The following is a 16999-nucleotide window of genomic DNA, read 5'->3' on the forward strand; positions in this document are numbered from 1 at the left end:
AGCGAAGTCCCCGCAAAATGCCGAAATCGGAGGCACGAGTGCACCGGAGCACGTTTATACTACTTGGATTGGCTTGTGTGGCGGTGGGCATCATCGGGGCTTTTTTGCCAATTTTGCCCAGCACGATTTTTTTCATTGCCGCGGCGGCCTGTTTCGCACGGTCTTCTCCCCGGCTTGAACAAAAAATTCTCGAACATCCCATCGTAGGCCCGTCGGTGGTCGCTTGGCGCCATCATGGCGCCATTCCGCCCATGGCAAAATTCTATGCGGTTGGCGGCATGACTCTCGGATTTGCAGTCTTTTATTGGTCCGCGGCGCCAGCAACTTGGCTTGCGGTTCTGGTCGCTCTTGGCATGGCGGCGTGTGCGATCTACGTGGTGACCCGACCGTCCGGTCCGAAATCAAACTCTGAGGAGCCAGCGGACCCTGGCACCAACAGTGCGCCTTCAGACGTCGGGAATTAGCCGTTTTCCAAAGGCTGCCGACGTTTCAAGCGCATAATCCATGTCCCCGTAAAACCTGTGCACGGCGTCATTGTCCTTGCGCACAAACAAATTGATCTTTGGGCAGCCAAGACCGGTCAAATAGTCTTCGCAGTGTTGCATGAGTTTGCGCCCATATCCGCCGCCCTGATGCGCCGGATCGACACTTAGATAATAAACCGCACCACGATGGCCATCATACCCGGTCATCACCGTGCCAATGACTGTCTGGTCTTTCATCAACACAAACAAGCGGCTGGAGTCCACACTGAGACACCGGTCAATGTCCTTGCCCGGATCATTCCAGGCGCGCACTAGACCGCATTTTTTCCAAAGCGCGATGACATCCTGCCGGTGCTGTTCCTCGAACAGAACGATGTCTGACTTGTCCGCAGCCGGCATGATTATTCCACCGTCACAGACTTGGCGAGATTGCGGGGCTGATCGACATCCGTCCCCATGAAAACCGCCGTGTGATACGCAATCATCTGGACGGGTAAAGCGTAGATGATGGGCGCGACAATGTCCGACATCTCTGGCAGGATCACTGTATCTTTCGCTGCATTACCGCTTTCAGACGCCCCTTTTTCATCCGTAATCAGAATGATCCGGCCGCCGCGTGCCGCCACTTCTTGCATATTGGAGACGGTTTTTTCGAAAATTCCGTCATGTGGCGCAATCACAAAAACCGGAATGTTTTCGTCGATCAACGCGATCGGGCCGTGTTTCAGCTCGCCGGCCGCATAGCCTTCGGCGTGAATGTAGGACAGCTCTTTCAGCTTAAGTGCTCCCTCCAGCGCCAGCGGATAGCTCGTCGACCGGCCGAGATAGAGCGCATTGGTCGCCTGCGACAGCGGCTGGGAGAGTTTTTCAATCGCGGTTTCACTGGCGAGTGCCTTCAAGGCCAGGCTTGGAACTTCTGTGAGTTCGGCCACCAGCTTTTTCTCGTCATCCGCGGACAAAACACCGCGCTCCCGGCCGGCCTGCAAAGCAAGCGCTGCCAATACGGCCAGCTGACACGTAAAGGCCTTGGTGGACGCCACACCAATCTCAGGCCCTGCAATCGTCTGGAAAACCACATCGGCTTCTCGGGCAATCGTGCTTTCCGGCACATTGACCACCGCCCCAATCGATGCCCCCTGCTCTTTACAGTAACGCAAGGAGGCCAGAGTGTCGGCTGTTTCCCCGGACTGCGAAATGAACAGTGCGCTGTCTTTGGCGCTCATCGGCGTTTCGCGGTAGCGGAACTCACTGGCGATATCGATATCCACCGGCAGGCGGGCATATTTTTCAAACCAGTATTTGGACACAAGGCCTGCCAGATATGCTGTGCCGCAAGCCGAAATAACCAGGCGGGACAAGCTCTTAAATTGCATCTTATCCGCACCTGGCACCTTTGCGGTCTGGGCACCGTAATCCAAATACCGCGACAGCGTATGGCCGAGGACCTCCGGCTGCTCATGGATTTCCTTGGCCATGAAGTGCTTGTAATTGCCTTTATCCATCAAGGCGGCCGTCACCGAAGACCGCGCCTCCGGACGGCTTACCGGCTGATTGTCCGCATTGTAGATCTGATGCGAAGTCCGGGTCAGCACCACCCAATCACCTTCATCGAGATAGGTGATCCGGTCGGTAAAGGGCGACAAGGCAATGGCATCGGAGCCCAGGAACATCTCTCCATCGCCATGACCGACAGCAAGCGGTGAGCCTTTGCGGGCGCCGATCATCAAATCCTGTTCGCCAGAAAACAGCATGGCCAGTGCAAAAGCGCCGTTCAGCCGCGGCAGAACTGTGGCGGCGGCATCTGTTGGAGAAACACCTTTGGCGATCTCAAGGTCCAGCAAATGGGCGACGACTTCCGTGTCGGTTTCCGTTTCCAGGATCGCACCGGCGGCAGATACCTCCTCGCGCAGATCAAGATAATTCTCGATAATCCCATTGTGGACCACAGCGACCGATCCGGCCTGATGCGGATGGGCATTGCCGACAGTCGGAGCCCCGTGTGTCGCCCACCTTGTATGGCCAATGCCGCTTGTGCCCGCCAATGGTGCGTTTTCAAGGGCTGCTTCGAGATTGCGCAGTTTGCCTTCGGCCCGACGGCGCATCAGAGCACCATCAACGAGCGTGGCAACGCCGGCAGAATCATATCCGCGGTATTCCAGCCTCTTGAGCGAATCCACCAGCCTTGGCGCCGCAGCAACCCCGCCCAAAATGCCTACAATTCCGCACATGCAGCTAATTCCTTACCCAAACACAATCGAGTGACCGCCCCGGTTTAGACGAGGCAGCGTTGAAAACTGAAATCAAACCCTGTTTCAGAAAATGACAAGGCTCATCCGGCCCAGACCACCGTCAGGAATTCTGATCCTTGGCTTTTTTGAGCTTTTCCCGGAGGACCTTTGCCATGCCGTCTTTTGCTTGCTGACGGCTACGGCCGAACGCCATGGCATCGCTTGCAACATCCTTGGTGATCACGCTGCCTGCGGCAACAAATGCGCCCCCACCTATGGAAATTGGAGCGACCAATGTTGAGTTCGACCCGACAAAAGTTCCTGAGCCAATTTCAGTCCGGTGTTTCAAAAAACCGTCGTAGTTGCAGGTGATCGTACCAGCACCAATGTTGCTTTTTGCGCCAACTCTGGCATCCCCGACGTAACTCAGATGGTTGGCCTTTGCGCCCTCACCGAACTTTGCATTTTTGGCTTCCACAAAGTTGCCAACCCGCACGCCCTTGCCAAGCTCGGTTCCGGGTCGAAGCCGGGCATAGGGCCCGACCACCGCGCCACTGCTAACTGCGGCACCTTCCAGATGACTGAATGCCCGAATGTGCGCACCTGAACGGATATTCACTCCAGGCCCAAAAACAACATTTTGTTCAATGATCACATCGGCTTGGATAACCGTATCATGAGCGAAGAACACGGTATCCGGCGCCAGCAGCGTAACGCCGCTATCAAGCGCTTCTGTTCGCTTGCGCGCCTGGAAATCGGCTTCGCAGGCGGCCAATTGCGCGCGGTTATTTATCCCTTGTGTTTCCACTTCTGAGCCCGCGACCGCGACCACTTTCAGACCACGTTCATTTGCGATCTCGACCGCATCGGTCAGATAGTATTCACCCTTAACATTGTCATTGCCGATCGCCCGCATCAGGTCCAAGGCATGATTTCCGGCAAAGCCCATGATCCCCGAATTGCAGAACGTGATCTGACGCTCTGCGTCGCTGGCATCTTTTTCTTCCCGGATCGCCAACAAGTGGCCGTCTTTCATCAACAACCGGCCATATCCGTGGGGCGTTTTGGTCTCGAACCCTAGCACAACGAGGTCTGCGCCTTCAGCCAAAGCATCACGGACCTTGCTGATGGTTTCCGACGTCACCAAAGGCGTATCACCAAACAGCACCAGAACATCATCGGTTGGCATTTCCATCGCTGATGATGCAGCAAGCGCAGCATGCGCCGTTCCGAGCCTGTCAGTCTGGACAAAACACTGTGCGGCAGCGGCCAGTTTGGCGACAAGGTCTTCAAGATCCGGCATGTCTGGGCCTGTAACAACAGACACCCGCTCCGATCCCGCGTCAGCAAGGACTTTCAGGACATGGCCAACAAGGGGCAGCCCACCGATCTCATGCATGACCTTCGGAAGATCCGATTTCATACGAGTGCCGAGGCCAGCGGCCAGAACCACAGAGTGACAGCTTCGCGATGTCATTGATGTCCCAACTCTTTCAACTTGTAAAGCAAAGATAGATGATTTGGCCTCTATATGCCCCGATCCACAGAACATTGAAAGATCAGAACTCCCTTCAGTGCATATTACCGTTTCATTAACCATATTCAGCGCCAAATAGACTACCTTTCGAAGGATTCGAAACGAGAATCGGGAAACAGGAACGTTGAAGGCGGCGCCGGCCAAAAAACCGATGCGGGATACAATCCGCGACACCCTCACGCCCTCGCGTGTCGGTCTGCTGTCTTGGGCATTTGCAGCGCTTGCCATGGGCACAGTCGGCATGGCGTCCTACAAATTCAGTTCCACATCACTTAGCACCACCCAGACTGCCTACCGACTATCAGGCATCCAATTGCCGCCTGAGGGAGACGTGACCGCAACCGGATCAATTCGCTCCGGAGCACGCGGCGAACCGATTGAAGTCTTGCGCCTGCCAGGAGAACCCTCCTCTGGCACGCTAAGTGCGCTGGAACAAAGCCAAATCACTGTGCTTCAAGAACAAATCGCCCGGCTGCGCCGCCGCTTGAGCACAATGAGCGCGCAGAACGATGCCTATTCACAGCGGCTAGCTGCTCTTGAAGCCGAAATTGCAAATCCGGCTGAGCTTGCTTCCAGCAACAAACAGGGCGTTAAAAGTCAAACAACGGCTTCTTTCCTTTCGGGATCCAGTTCTCGAGAATTGGCGGACGCCTCGCACGTTAAGCGGCCCATGGCACCTCTGCCCAAACCGGCAAAAATGGCGAATAATTCTACCGCCAAACCGGCAATCATGGCGTCTACAGAGACCATGAGGGATGAACAGGCTGCAGGACGCCGCCCGGCGTCCCGGCGGATCAATCTTCACACAGGACAGCGGGCCCCTGAGCTTCCCATAACAGCTTCGCAGCAAGCGCCGGTGAAAATTGTTCAGTTGCCTCCAGCAGACACCAACGGGTCTCTGGCGACCGGCTCAATTCCGCAACAGTCCGGACTGCAGCCTTTACAGGAATTTGACAGCACACCAGCCAGCACCACCTTGCGGCCAAAAGTTATCGCGCCGTCAGATGCGGCTGGCACCTTACGCGGCGGCGGCCGCAGTACGCTGAAGCGCAGTGATTTTGGTGCGATTGTTGGCCATTTCTCGTCGCTTGCCGAAGCTGCAAACGCCTGGTCGAAGTTCAAGGAACAAAACGAAGAACGCATGCGCGATCTGCGTCCGTTGATTAAAAACCGCTCGGCTCAAGGTGGTGTATCGCTTTTGGTCGGTCCGTTTGGCAATGCGGCCGATGCTGCAGCGGCCTGCTTCTATCTTCTTGATGTCACAGATCTGTGCCAACCGGCGCTTTATGCGGGTGCACCTATGATCGCGGCCTCGGACTTTCCGCAAACAACTTACTAAAATCTCTCGAGATTATGACGGTCTTGAAACAGTCTCGAACCGTGTTTCATGCCATTCCCAAAGTGTGTGATTTTTTTGGATCCCGCTAGGGCACCTGCCTCGTTTATCCAATGTATTGGAACGCTGGGAACGTTTCCAGCAGCCAGTAGGAAAACACGGCCATCTGACCTGTCAGGAACATGATTCCGGTGAGCACAAGAATCCCGCCCATGGTTTTTTCAACTGCGCCCATGTGTTTCCGGAACCGCTTCATGAAGCGCAGGAACGGTCCGGCAAACAAAGCCGCCAACAAAAACGGAATGCCCAGCCCCATGGCATAGGCGGACAGGAGAATGGTCCCTTGAAGCACGGTGTCCTTTGCCCCGGCAACAAACAGGATGGCGGCCAGGATCGGCCCCACACACGGCGTCCATCCGAACCCAAAGGCCAATCCGATCACATAGGCCCCGAGCGGACCTGCCGGCTTCTTGTCGACATGAACGCGCGCTTCCTTGTAAAGCAGCCCGATTTTGAAAACGCCTAGGAAATGCAGCCCCATCACGATGATGGCAGCCCCTGCAATGTATCCAAGGTAGTCGAGATAGGTCCGGATAAATTGGCCGAGGAAACTGGCTGTAGCGCCCAGCAGGACAAACACTGTCGAAAACCCGAGAACAAAGACGACGGCGCTGAAAAAGACGCGCTGTGATGCGTCACCGTCTGCGTCATCCTCACCGGTCAGCTGATCGAGAGACACACCCGCCAGATAACCAAGGTACGGCGGAACCAACGGCAAAACACAGGGGGACACAAACGACAAAATGCCCGCAAGCACAGCGCCGATAATGGTTACGTCCTGTATCATTCCTGCTTCCACCAGTTCTATTTATTGCGCACAGACAAGTACTTCTTCCAACGGGCGCTTCGAACGCTATGTACCCGGCTTCAGCAAAGTGCACAAACACGAACTGCTCACCATTTGGAGAGCTGCTCTCCAATTCGTCCACGCGGCCTAGGCACAGCCCTTTCAGGAATCTGCCGCTAATTCAAATAGCCTTGTTCGCGATAAAAATGTAGTGCGCCAAGATGAAGCGGGGCAATCGTCTTGGGATTGGCTAATTCTGCCCTTTGCAGGTACTCAAGTGCAGGATGGGCCGTGCGGAAATCTTCAAAGTCGCCAAATACGGACCGGACAACGGTGTCAACGACCGCTTCGGGCATGGTTTTGGTGGTCATGACCAACGCCGGCGTACCAAACGTCGCAACCACGCTTTGCCCTTCATAAGTCTCGTCTGGAACGACTGCTTTCCGATAAAATGCAGCATCTTCAAGCATGGCTGAGATTATCTGATCATCAAGCTCAATGAAGCGGACGCCGCATTGCTCCTGTGTATCTTCAACCACACCGGCTGGGTGGCCAATAAAAACAAAATAACCATCTATGGCTCCGGTGCACAGCGCCTCTCCCAGTCCCGACAAGTCTTGGCGGGTAAAGTGCTGTTGCTCAATATCAGTCCAACCAGACAGCTCTGCGATTTGCTTCCATGTTGCCGCTGAACCGGATCCCGCAGGGCCGATGTTGACCCGTTTTCCCTTCAAGTCTGTCAATGATTGAACATCGGAAGTTTCACGCACGACAATCGTCGCCAATTCCACGTGCAGCCCCAAAACAGTTCGAAGATCTGTAAATGGACCTTTATCTCCAAAAACCGAAGTTCCAGAATAGGCGTGATGCAGCCAGTCGGCCTGGATGATGGCAAAATCCGTTTTTCCGGATCGAAGGTCTTCCAAGTTGCCGATTGATCCTCGGCCGGTTTCAGCCGCGCAGCGGAGGCCGTGTTCAGAACGTGTTTCATTAATGCTGCGGCAGATGGCATTCCCGGTTGGAAAGTAGACACCGGTCACACTGCCCGTTCCAAGTGTCATGAACATCTGGTCCCGCGCCTCAGCATTGCCGCCAAGAAGGGCCAAACCTATCCCAATAAAGATCGTTAGATTTCGAATAAACAGCACGGCTGCTCTCATGACGGCAAACTGGAGCTTGAAGAAAACCGCTGTCAAACTGTTGCAATCACTTAGCACCACCGCCCCCAAAATATCTTTCGTAGCGTTAGCGGTAAGCCATACCAAACACAGCCACCAGAAGATAGTTGGCAAGCGCGATCACAGTTTGGTGCACAGTGATGTCAGATAAAGACGTTCAGGATGGGAAAGTTCAATTCTTTTTCAGGCAACCTTCTCATGGGTGCCAATTGGCTTTTTTTAATTTCAATAGGAAAGAAAAACACCGGCCGCCATTGGCCGGTGGCAATCGCGAGGCCTTAGTTGATCCGCCCTCCTTCGATCACCGCAAAAATCTCGCCTTTTAGCGTTTCTTCGGATTCGCCATTGCGCAGCCCTTCCCGCCATTGATCAATGATCAATCGCAGGCTTAACGTATCCCTGTTGTTGGGAAGGTCATCGATGAACCCTTTGAAGAATCCATCCAGGCGTTCTCTATCGACTGCCCCTTGATCGATCAGGGCGTGAATCAGAGTCATCGTCGCAGCGATGTGCCCTTTCACAAAATCGAACTCGATCGAGTTCATCTGTGTCTCTTTCGTTGTTGAATGCATGTCACCTCTCACAGTCCCATCAAGTTACATGACAATGCTTCGGGCCGCCACCTGACACTTTTAGCAGTACAACGGAATGTATTTTCTTAAAATTGAAATTAACGTCGAATTACGCAACGGTACTTTTCGACACTTTTATGCCACATACATCTTTTTACATAAATATTTACTTCCACCAAAGAATGAACACTTCATTGGTAGGATTTTTGACGCAAATTTCCGTTTTTCTAACTGCGCTCCCCGCATTTTTTGCAGGCCTGTTGAAAAAAACGAAATTGCCTCTTGCAATGTCCCCAGTGTCAGCATAAACACAGCGCCACCGACGCGGTGCGGCGCAAACGAAGCGCCTCCCAAGTTGGATTTGGTGGGAGCCGATAGCTCAGCTGGTAGAGCAACTGACTTTTAATCAGTAGGTCCAGGGTTCGAACCCCTGTCGGCTCACCAAATCTTCAAAAAAAATAGCAGAAATTTAAAAGCGTGCAATTCTCGGAAATTGCAATTTTTGCGCTTGGCAACGTCATTTTTGACATATTCCACAGAAATACACAGCCATTACCTGACATCGTCTAATAATAATTGACGTGTAATCTTTTTTGTCAGCCCATCGGCATTGGAATATTTAACTAGGCCGCTCACTTTTAAGAGTATAGCGTTACACAATTGGTCTTATGTGTTTTTGATCTTCCTTTGTTTCATCCTGCTCTTTGCGGACACCGCCGACGCACGCAAAAAGGCTCCAGATTTATCCGGAGCCTTCCTGTCTTAGGTCAGACATCCATGGCTACGTAAGCTGATTTGGTTTCCCTCGGTTTCTAGGAGGCTGTCTGGGACCTTTCTTCCCCTGGAACGCTCGGAGTGTCCCCAAACCAGCCTTTGACGGTTTCACGCATGGTCTGAAGCGATGCATAGAGGACAGGGATCAGCAACACTCCGATGGTCGTTGCGAAGAACATGCCGCCAAAAACCGCAAACCCGATCGCCTTTTGACTGGCAGCACCGGCACTTGATGCTGTCATTAGCGGAACAACACCCAGCAAGAAGGACAAGGCTGTCATCATCACCGCCCGGAACCTCAAGTGCGCCGCCTCGATTGCCGCATCCTTGATCGATTTGCCACTGTCTCGCTGCTCCATAGCAAACTCAACAATCAAAATTGCGTTTTTTGCCCCAAGACCGATCAGCATGATCATGCCAATTTGCGTGTAAAGATTGACATCCCCACCGGTAAGGAACACCGCGACAAGAGCGCCCAACAACGCAAATGTAACCGACATCAAGATCGCCACAGGCATTGTCCAGCTCTCGTATTGAGCAACCAGGAAGAGATAGGTGAAGATCACTGACAGCAACAGGATGAACATAACGATAGACCCCGCCCCTTGCTGTTGCAGCGCAGTACCGGTCCATTCGTATGCATATCCCGGCGGCATAGCTTCAACAGCAGCCTGATCGACAGCGTCGATCACAACCCCGGTCGAAGCGCCGGGTGCAGGATCAGCCATCAAGGCTGCCGAGCGGAACATGTTGTACCGCGTAAGAATTTGCGGTCCGAGCACATTTTCTGTCGTCAGAACACTGCGCAAGGGCACCATGGTGCCGTCTCCGGACCGGACATAAAGACTTCCAATATCACTGACCCTGTCGCGGAAACGACCCTCAGCTTGGATCATGACCTTGTAGACACGGCCAAATATGTTGAAGTCGTTGATATAAAACGACCCGAGATAGGCCTGTAGGGTCGTGAACACATCCGAGACATTGACTTGTAGTGTCTTGGCCTTTTCCCGGTCGAGATCAACAAAGACTTGCGGCACGTTCGCTCGGAATGTGGAATACGCCCTGGCGATAGACGGGTTCTGGTTGGCCGAATAGACCATCGACCCAACCGCTGATGCAAGGTCCTGCGGACTTCCGCCAGCCGTTTGCTGCAACATGGCTTGCACTCCGCCCGTGGTGCCAAGACCGGGGATCGGTGGGGGGTTGAAGGCAATAATGTTCGCACCTGGTATCGTCGAGAACTGGGCCCAGAACTTGCCCAGAATATCATTGATACTAAGACCTGGATCCTGCCGCTCATCCCAGCCGGTCATGGTTGCAATGACCAGAGCAGAATTCGAAGAGGTCGCACCATTCAAAATTGAATAACCATTGACCAGAACGATGTTTGCAACACCTGGCGTTGCGGTTGCCAGATCGACCACACGCTGGGTCACGCCTTCCGTACGGCCAAGAGCTGCGCCGTCCGGCAATTGGACATCGACCATAAGGTATCCTTGGTCTTCCAGCGGAAGAAACCCTTGAGGCAGCGTGCTTCCGAGCGTCATGATCATTGCGACTGCACCAGCAACGACGACAAGCGAAAGAACCGCGACCCGCACAAGCCTGCGCACAATCGACGTATACCCATCCCGGATGGACATAATCCCCCGGTCGAACATACCCATGACGCCTTTTGGCGGCCCGGATCTGGCTTTCAAGATGAGCCCGCACAATGCTGGAGACAGTGTCAAAGCATTGATCGAGGAAATAACAACCGATACGGAAATTGTAACTGCGAACTGGGAATAAAGCTGACCTGTGATCCCGGGCATGAAAATCGTCGGGACAAAAACGGCGAGCAGAACAAGAGTTGTCGCAACCACGGGCCCAGTAATCTGTTCCATGGCCTTAGCTGTTGCCTCTTTCGGGCCCAGTCCCTCGTCCGCGATGATCCGTTCAACGTTCTCTACCACGACGATCGCATCATCCACCACGATCCCAATCGCCAGCACAAGTGCGAACAGAGAAATCGTGTTCAACGACATGCCCAGAGCCAGGAGAACCCCAAAGGTACCAATCAGTGAAACCGGTATGGCGACAGTCGGAATGATCGTCGCCCGCCAGTTTCCGAGAAAAATGAACACCACCGACACCACCAAAAGGAAGGTCAGGAACAAGGTCGATATCACGTCATTGAGGGACTGTTGAACAAAGTCAGTGGTATCGAACGGCACAGCGTATGCCACGTCGTCCGGAAAATTTTGGGAAAGACTTTCGAGCCGTGCCTTCACCGCGTCTGCCACCGCGAGCGCATTCGCGCCCGGAGCCTGATAAATCGCCAGAACGGTCGACGGCTGACCATTAAACTGGCCACTCGCATTGTAGAATTGCGCGCCGCGTTCAACACGGGCAACATCTCCGATCGTAACAACCGCCCCATCCGAACCAGTTCGCAAAACGATTTTTTCAAATTGTTCTGCGTCGGCCAACCGGCCTTCAGCCTTGATGGTATACTGGAACTGCTGGCCGTCCGGCACCGGCGGTGCACCAATCTGCCCAGCAGCAACCTGGACGTTTTGATCCCTCACTGCGTTGATGAAGTCTGTCGGTGTCATGCCGAGACTTGCTAGCCTGTCCGGATCCAGCCAAATGCGCATTGCATATGCAAAGTCGGTCATTACATCCGCACGGCCTACGCCTTGGACACGCGCAAGCGCGTCCTTCATATAGATTGAGGCATAGTTCGACAGAAACAGCTCATCATACGTGCCCTCAGGCGAATAGAGCGTCACCACCAGCAGCATGTTGGTACTGGCCTTCTGGACTGTGACACCATTCTGCGTCACTTCGGACGGCAACTGGCTGGTTGCCTGGCTTACCCGGTTCTGAACGTTGACAGTCGCAATATCAGGGTCCGTTCCAACGGCAAATGTCACGTTCAGCGAATAGTTGCCGCTGTCGTTGCTCGTCGACTGCATGTAAATCATGTCGTCAACGCCGTTCACCTGCGCCTCAATAGGCGCAGCCACAGTTTCTTCCAAAACTTCCGCGTTTGCGCCCGTGTAAGTCGCAGCGACATTTACCACCGGCGGTGTGATATTGGGAAACTGCTCAACCGGAAGCGAGACATAGCCGAGCAAACCAGCGAGCGTTATGACAATGGAAATAACCAGCGCAAATTTTGGCCGGTAGATAAAAAAGCGTGAAAACATCTAGCTTTGCTCCGCAGGCTGGGAGGCAAGAACAGGATTGACCTCAACACCGGGCCGCACCTTCTGCAATCCCTCGGTGATTACTTCCGCGCCTTCGTCGAGCCCCTTGTTGACCACAAATTTGGTCTCAATCTGCTGTCCGAGATCGACATAAACCTGCTGAACTTTCTTGTCGGCCGTAATCAACAGCGCAAAATCGCCTTTCTGATCGCGTTGAATCGCTGATTGTGGGACGACGAGCGCCTCTAGAGTTTCCGGCGCCTCGAGGATCACGGTCACATATGTTCCAGCCAGCAAACGCACATCTTCGTTCTTGAATTGGCCGCGGAAAGATAACGTTCCGGTCGTCGGATCAATCGCGTTGTCGATGTAGACGATTTTTCCCTTCTCCTGGTATTCCTCGCCGTTTGGGAGCACCAGTTTAATATCGGGTGACTTGTCAGGTGAAATATCAGCAGGGTTGATGCCATGAGTTTTTACGGCATTCAGATATTCAGCTTCACTGACAGAGAAATTCACATAGACCGGTGCAAGGCGGATCAGCTTTACCAATGGCTGTGCGGTCGGACCGACCACCTCTCCGACACTGTAGGTCGTTTTACCGATCTGGCCCGGGAATGGTGCCGATATGTCGGTATAGCTGAGATTGAGCTCTGCCTGCTGCAAGGCGGACTGAGTGGCAGCGACAGATGCTTCCGCTTGTTGTTTTTGGGCAAGAGTTGCTTCGTATGCCGCTTCTGATACATGCCCCTTTTGGAGCAGGTCTTTGTCGCGTTTTTCGTCAGCAGCTTTTAAGGCCGCATCTGCTTTCGCGCTTGCGACATCGGCTTTGGCCTTAGCAAGGGCTGCTTCATATTCGGCTTTTTCGATGGTGAACAGCGCTGCGCCTTCTTTCACCATTGAGCCGTCTGGGACTTTCTTTTCTTCCAAGAAACCGCTGACACGAGCAATCAGGTCAACTTGATCGACCGCCGCAATCTGGCCGACAAACCGGGCGCTTTCACGCACTTCGGTCTTGACCACCTTTTCAACAGTGACGGAAGGAGGCGGCGGCGCGGCTTGCTGCTCTGCGCTGTTATCGGAACACCCGGCCAGAAATACTGCCGCCAGGACCGGCAGAATTGCAAAGCTGGATTTGAGGCCAGAACGCTCAGGATGCATACGAGTAGGCTCCGCAACTGATGGCCAGGGCGGCCATTATGATCAATTGCGTTCACTATAGAAGGACTTACGGTTTCAACAAGGGTTTATTCTCCAACGATGTGGAGCAAATGTGTGAAACCGCAGGGGTAGTTTCAACGCCTAAAAAAGATCCAGATGAATCCGGATTTGGCGAATTAGATGTATGGACCTATTAGGAAATTCAGCAGGCAAAAGGTCTGATACCAGTCAGAACAAGCGATTGGCTCTGAATTCCGATGGTTCATTACTGTCAAGGCGAAGGAATAGTAAGTACGCCATTCGGATCAACGGCCACCATGTCCTTGTCCAAACAATCGCGGCGGAGGTTCAATGTATTTGCCGTTGACATATGTGCCTGGAATTGGATTGTCCCGGGTGCTCGTGGTCGGTGAGCACGCGGCCAGAAAAGCAGACGCAAAAGCGGCTGTTAAAAACCACCGGAAAACGACCCAAAAACTCCGAACCGTCATACAGAGAAACTCCATAATTGAACGCGAGATCACATAATCCAATAAAACAAATAGGCTGATCACGCGGCTCAGCAAGTGTTTATACACTCGCAAAACGACAATGCCGCCGCAATTTCAACCTTTTTTTGCGAAGGCCCAGAAGTGCGGAGATTGCGTTACCTGCACGACTTAAGCGGCTGGCGAAAGGATGAGAGTTAACCCAAAAAGCTGACTGGCGGGAACAACACGCCGTTCTGTGACACCAGTGCAAGCAATTTCAATTGCCGCGATTTGTGGCAAGGGTCCAATCATCGCGTTAGCGGCGTCATCGCCGATGAGTGACCGGTAAGCCCGAGGGTTTAGGACAGAAATCTGGCCTCGGGCGGTGTCGAGTTCCAATCCGAGACTTGTCGCCCGCATTTCCCGTTGGCCGGTGAACCCACCCAAAAACTCATGATGATCTGAGGGATCTTCCGCAATCATATAAACCGCCTTGATCGCCTGAGCGCCATTTGCATGGTTTTGCAAAACAGGCTGCCAGAAGTTTTCAGGAAACTTGTTGCGGCAGGTAAAGTAGCCGATGTCCGGGCTTGCCGCATTTCCGACAAAGGTCAGATCAAAGCCAACCTCAGCGGTCGAGCCATCCGGCCTATTGGCAATTCGGCCGAAGGAAAACGGATCAAAGAGTGAAAGCCCCGCCTTTTCAAAATCGGCCCGGTCTTCTTCCGGATCAGAGCTGTCCAGGACCAGCATGCTGGCCCCTTCCCGCTTGTTCAAAAAATCCCTGTTGAAACCACCGAATGAAAAGGAAGATCCTTCACTGTCGGTGATCAAACTGTCGTCGGCAACGGTCAGAATTTCGAGAAAAAAACCATCCAATTGGATCAACCGGTTGGCCGTGCCCCAGGAATGCCGGTTTTCAGGCGACACTGTAAAGCCGAGCTTTTCAAACGCTCTGGCGGCGGCTTCAAGGTCATGAACAGGCATCACAACATGATCGAGGCCGCGCACCATTCTTTTCTCTCCAGGTAGTTAGGATTGGCCCTAAACCAGTCGGCTCTGCTGAAGTGCTGCGCCAACGAAAGACGCAAACAGCGGATGCGGTTCAAACGGCCGGGACTTCAATTCCGGGTGGTATTGAACCCCGATAAACCATGGATGGCCGGCAATTTCCACCGTTTCAGGCAGAACACCGTCCGGAGAGGTTCCCGCAAAAATCAGACCGCATTTTTCCAGCTGTTCCCGGTAGTCGATGTTGACCTCATACCGGTGCCGGTGGCGTTCTGAAATCGCTGCCGAACCATAAATCTCCGCGATCTTGGAGCCGGACTTCAGCGCCGCCGGATAGGCGCCAAGTCGCATGGTGCCGCCAAGGTCGCCGTCGGCAACGCGTTTTTCCTTTTCGTTGCCCTTGGTCCACTCGGTCATCAATCCGACAACCGGTTCATCGGTCGGTCCAAATTCCGTCGAGCTGGCCTCGGTGATTCCAGCCAGATTACGGGCTGCCTCAACCACGGCCATCTGCATCCCGAAACAAATTCCGAAATAGGGAATGTCGCGGGTCCGGGCATAATGCGCGGCAGCGATCTTGCCTTCCGCGCCGCGTTCACCAAATCCGCCGGGAACCAGAATGCCGTGTACGCCTTCCAGATAGGGGCTCGGATCTTCCTTCTCGAAGGTTTCCGATTCGATCCATTCCAGATTGACCTTTACCCGGTTGGCGATGCCGCCATGAACCAAGGCTTCGATCATGGATTTGTAGGCGTCCTTTAGAACGGTGTATTTGCCGACGATGGCGATCTTGACCTCGCCTTCCGGGTTGGCCACGGCTTCTGAAATGCCTTCCCAGCGGTCGAGCACAGGCGCCGGAGCGCCCTTGATGCCAAAGGCCGCCAGCACTTCATCGTCGAGGCCTTCCTTGTGATAGGCGATCGGCACATCGTAGATCGATTTGACGTCATAGGCCGGAATGACCGCGCCTTCTCTTACGTTACAGAACAGCGACAGCTTGCGGCGCTCGTTTTCCGGGATAGGACGGTCGCAGCGGACCATCAAGATATCCGGCTGAATGCCGATCGAGCGCAGTTCCTTCACCGAGTGCTGAGTCGGTTTGGTCTTCATTTCACCAGCGGCCGGAATATACGGCATCAAAGTGAGGTGAACATAAACCGCATCACCGCGCGGCAAGTCGTTGCCGAGCTGGCGGATCGCCTCGAAGAACGGCAAGCCCTCGATATCGCCAACAGTTCCGCCGATTTCGACCAGGACGAAGTCGTAGTCTTCGTTGCCGGATAGAACGAAGTTTTTGATCGCATCGGTCACATGCGGAATCACCTGAACCGTGCCGCCCAGATAATCGCCGCGCCGTTCCTTGGCGATGATGTCCTGGTAAATCCGGCCCGTAGTGATGTTGTCCTGCTGATTGGCTGGACGCCCGGTGAACCGTTCGTAGTGACCGAGATCAAGGTCAGTCTCCGCCCCGTCGTCTGTCACATAGCATTCGCCATGCTGATACGGGCTCATAGTGCCCGGATCGACATTCAAATACGGATCGAGCTTACGCAGCCGAACCTTATAGCCCCGGGCCTGGAGCAGAGAGCCCAGTGCCGCCGAAGCAAGACCTTTACCAAGCGAGGAGACCACGCCGCCAGTGATGAAAATGTATCGCGCCATGGAGCAATACCATATCCTTTCGAAGGGCCGTTTGACCATTCGGGAGTTACGTTCTTAACACATAAAAATGCCCTGCGATTTGAGCCGCAGGGCATATGTTAGGCGAATAGGCCGGTTTTCCGGCGCCGCTCCCTTATTGAGCGGCTGGAACCTGCGGCCCAGAAGGTTGGCTCTGTTGTTTGAGCGAATCAAGAATCCCGCCGCCAGTGCCGCCATCTACGTCAGCACCCGGGACTGCCGGCGCGCCGTCTGTTGCAACTGGAGCAGCATCGAGAATAGATGCTGGGCTTTCTTCATTTTTGGCGATCAAGCTGAGCGTCAAAGATGTTGCGAAAAAAGCGACCGCCAAAATGCCAGTAGCACGGGTCAGAACGTTTGCCGTTCCGCGGCTGGACATGACGCCACCGCCGCCACCGCCGCCAATGCCGAGCGCACCGCCTTCAGAGCGCTGCAGGAGGACAACAAGCACCAGGGCCAGGACGACCATCAGGTGGATCACGATGACTACGGTTTCCATCGGCTTCCGTTCAGTTCAAAATAC

13 protein-coding genes and 1 tRNA gene are annotated in these 16999 nt (G+C 54.0%); 3 read left to right on the forward strand and 11 right to left on the reverse strand.

The annotated features are described in order from the left end of the window. Positions 1–17 precede the first annotated feature (17 nt). Entirely contained in the window at positions 18–464 is a 447-nt protein-coding gene (locus FJ695_RS19035) for a YbaN family protein (RefSeq protein WP_141186909.1), read from the forward strand. On the opposite strand, the gene FJ695_RS19040 is transcribed toward FJ695_RS19035, so the two are convergent. The 3 genes from FJ695_RS19040 to glmU all read right to left on the reverse strand — a co-directional run bounded on the left by FJ695_RS19040 (position 447) and on the right by glmU (position 4190). Further along, positions 447–884: a GNAT family acetyltransferase gene (locus FJ695_RS19040; RefSeq protein ID WP_141186910.1), complete on the reverse strand. Its 438-nt coding sequence runs from the start codon at positions 882–884 to the stop codon at positions 447–449. The genes FJ695_RS19035 and FJ695_RS19040 overlap by 18 nt on opposite strands. Positions 885–886: 2 nt before the next feature. Continuing rightward, the gene (gene glmS, locus FJ695_RS19045) at positions 887–2713 is read right to left on the reverse strand and encodes a glutamine--fructose-6-phosphate transaminase (isomerizing) (RefSeq protein WP_141186911.1); all 1827 of its coding nucleotides are present in this window, start codon (positions 2711–2713) and stop codon (positions 887–889) included. 121 nt (positions 2714–2834) lie between these two features. Beyond that, positions 2835–4190 carry a bifunctional UDP-N-acetylglucosamine diphosphorylase/glucosamine-1-phosphate N-acetyltransferase GlmU gene (gene glmU, locus FJ695_RS19050; RefSeq protein WP_141186912.1) on the reverse strand — a complete coding sequence of 452 codons (1356 nt, stop codon included), beginning with the start codon at positions 4188–4190 and terminating at the stop codon, positions 2835–2837. Between the two features lie 184 nt (positions 4191–4374). Here glmU and FJ695_RS19055 point away from each other — a divergent pair, with 184 nt between their 5' ends. Next, complete coding sequence (locus tag FJ695_RS19055; protein ID WP_141186913.1) at positions 4375–5589, forward strand: hypothetical protein; 1215 nt, start codon at positions 4375–4377, stop codon at positions 5587–5589. A gap of 103 nt (positions 5590–5692) precedes the next feature. Here the strand turns inward: FJ695_RS19055 and FJ695_RS19060 are convergent, their stop codons facing one another. The 3 genes from FJ695_RS19060 to FJ695_RS19070 all read right to left on the reverse strand — a co-directional run bounded on the left by FJ695_RS19060 (position 5693) and on the right by FJ695_RS19070 (position 8183). Next, positions 5693–6433 carry a cytochrome c biogenesis CcdA family protein gene (locus FJ695_RS19060; RefSeq protein ID WP_141186914.1) on the reverse strand — a complete coding sequence of 247 codons (741 nt, stop codon included), beginning with the start codon at positions 6431–6433 and terminating at the stop codon, positions 5693–5695. Between the two features lie 176 nt (positions 6434–6609). Further along, entirely contained in the window at positions 6610–7581 is a 972-nt protein-coding gene (locus tag FJ695_RS19065) for a TAXI family TRAP transporter solute-binding subunit (RefSeq protein WP_168206423.1), read from the reverse strand. A 308-nt stretch (positions 7582–7889) separates the two neighbouring features. Beyond that, the gene (locus tag FJ695_RS19070; RefSeq protein ID WP_209010723.1) at positions 7890–8183 is read right to left on the reverse strand and encodes a hypothetical protein; all 294 of its coding nucleotides are present in this window, start codon (positions 8181–8183) and stop codon (positions 7890–7892) included. Between the two features lie 368 nt (positions 8184–8551). Between FJ695_RS19070 and FJ695_RS19075 the strand changes: the two genes are divergently transcribed. Further along, positions 8552–8627 (forward strand) — tRNA-Lys (locus tag FJ695_RS19075). Between the two features lie 368 nt (positions 8628–8995). On the opposite strand, the gene FJ695_RS19080 is transcribed toward FJ695_RS19075, so the two are convergent. The 5 genes from FJ695_RS19080 to secG form a co-directional block, all read right to left on the reverse strand. Continuing rightward, a complete protein-coding gene (locus FJ695_RS19080; RefSeq protein WP_141186916.1) occupies positions 8996–12154 on the reverse strand; it encodes an efflux RND transporter permease subunit in 3159 nt (1052 codons plus the stop codon). Beyond that, on the reverse strand, positions 12155–13315 hold the full coding sequence (locus tag FJ695_RS19085; protein ID WP_141186917.1) for an efflux RND transporter periplasmic adaptor subunit: 1161 nt from the start codon (positions 13313–13315) through the stop codon (positions 12155–12157). Between the two features lie 659 nt (positions 13316–13974). Beyond that, the gene (locus FJ695_RS19090; protein ID WP_141186918.1) at positions 13975–14799 is read right to left on the reverse strand and encodes a VOC family protein; all 825 of its coding nucleotides are present in this window, start codon (positions 14797–14799) and stop codon (positions 13975–13977) included. Positions 14800–14829: 30 nt separating this feature from the next. Next, positions 14830–16458 carry a CTP synthase gene (locus tag FJ695_RS19095; protein ID WP_141186919.1) on the reverse strand — a complete coding sequence of 543 codons (1629 nt, stop codon included), beginning with the start codon at positions 16456–16458 and terminating at the stop codon, positions 14830–14832. Positions 16459–16591: 133 nt separating this feature from the next. Next, entirely contained in the window at positions 16592–16975 is a 384-nt protein-coding gene (secG, locus tag FJ695_RS19100; protein ID WP_141186920.1) for a preprotein translocase subunit SecG, read from the reverse strand. Positions 16976–16999: the final 24 nt, after the last annotated feature.

The sequence above is a fragment of the Labrenzia sp. PHM005 genome (assembly GCF_006517275.1).
Classification (GTDB): Bacteria; Pseudomonadota; Alphaproteobacteria; order Rhizobiales; family Stappiaceae; genus Roseibium.

Bases quoted from the DNA above. Each gene is read 5' to 3' on its own strand.
- FJ695_RS19035 (WP_141186909.1), top strand. From the start codon at position 18: ATGCCGAAATCGGAGGCACGAGTGCACCGGAGCACGTTTATACTACTT.
- FJ695_RS19040 (WP_141186910.1), bottom strand. From the start codon at position 884: ATGCCGGCTGCGGACAAGTCAGACATCGTTCTGTTCGAGGAACAGCAC.
- glmS (WP_141186911.1), bottom strand. From the start codon at position 2,713: ATGTGCGGAATTGTAGGCATTTTGGGCGGGGTTGCTGCGGCGCCAAGG.
- glmU (WP_141186912.1), bottom strand. From the start codon at position 4,190: ATGACATCGCGAAGCTGTCACTCTGTGGTTCTGGCCGCTGGCCTCGGC.
- FJ695_RS19060 (WP_141186914.1), bottom strand. From the start codon at position 6,433: ATGATACAGGACGTAACCATTATCGGCGCTGTGCTTGCGGGCATTTTG.
- FJ695_RS19070 (WP_209010723.1), bottom strand. From the start codon at position 8,183: ATGCATTCAACAACGAAAGAGACACAGATGAACTCGATCGAGTTCGAT.
- FJ695_RS19080 (WP_141186916.1), bottom strand. From the start codon at position 12,154: ATGTTTTCACGCTTTTTTATCTACCGGCCAAAATTTGCGCTGGTTATT.
- FJ695_RS19085 (WP_141186917.1), bottom strand. From the start codon at position 13,315: ATGCATCCTGAGCGTTCTGGCCTCAAATCCAGCTTTGCAATTCTGCCG.
- FJ695_RS19090 (WP_141186918.1), bottom strand. From the start codon at position 14,799: ATGGTGCGCGGCCTCGATCATGTTGTGATGCCTGTTCATGACCTTGAA.
- FJ695_RS19095 (WP_141186919.1), bottom strand. From the start codon at position 16,458: ATGGCGCGATACATTTTCATCACTGGCGGCGTGGTCTCCTCGCTTGGT.
- secG (WP_141186920.1), bottom strand. From the start codon at position 16,975: ATGGAAACCGTAGTCATCGTGATCCACCTGATGGTCGTCCTGGCCCTG.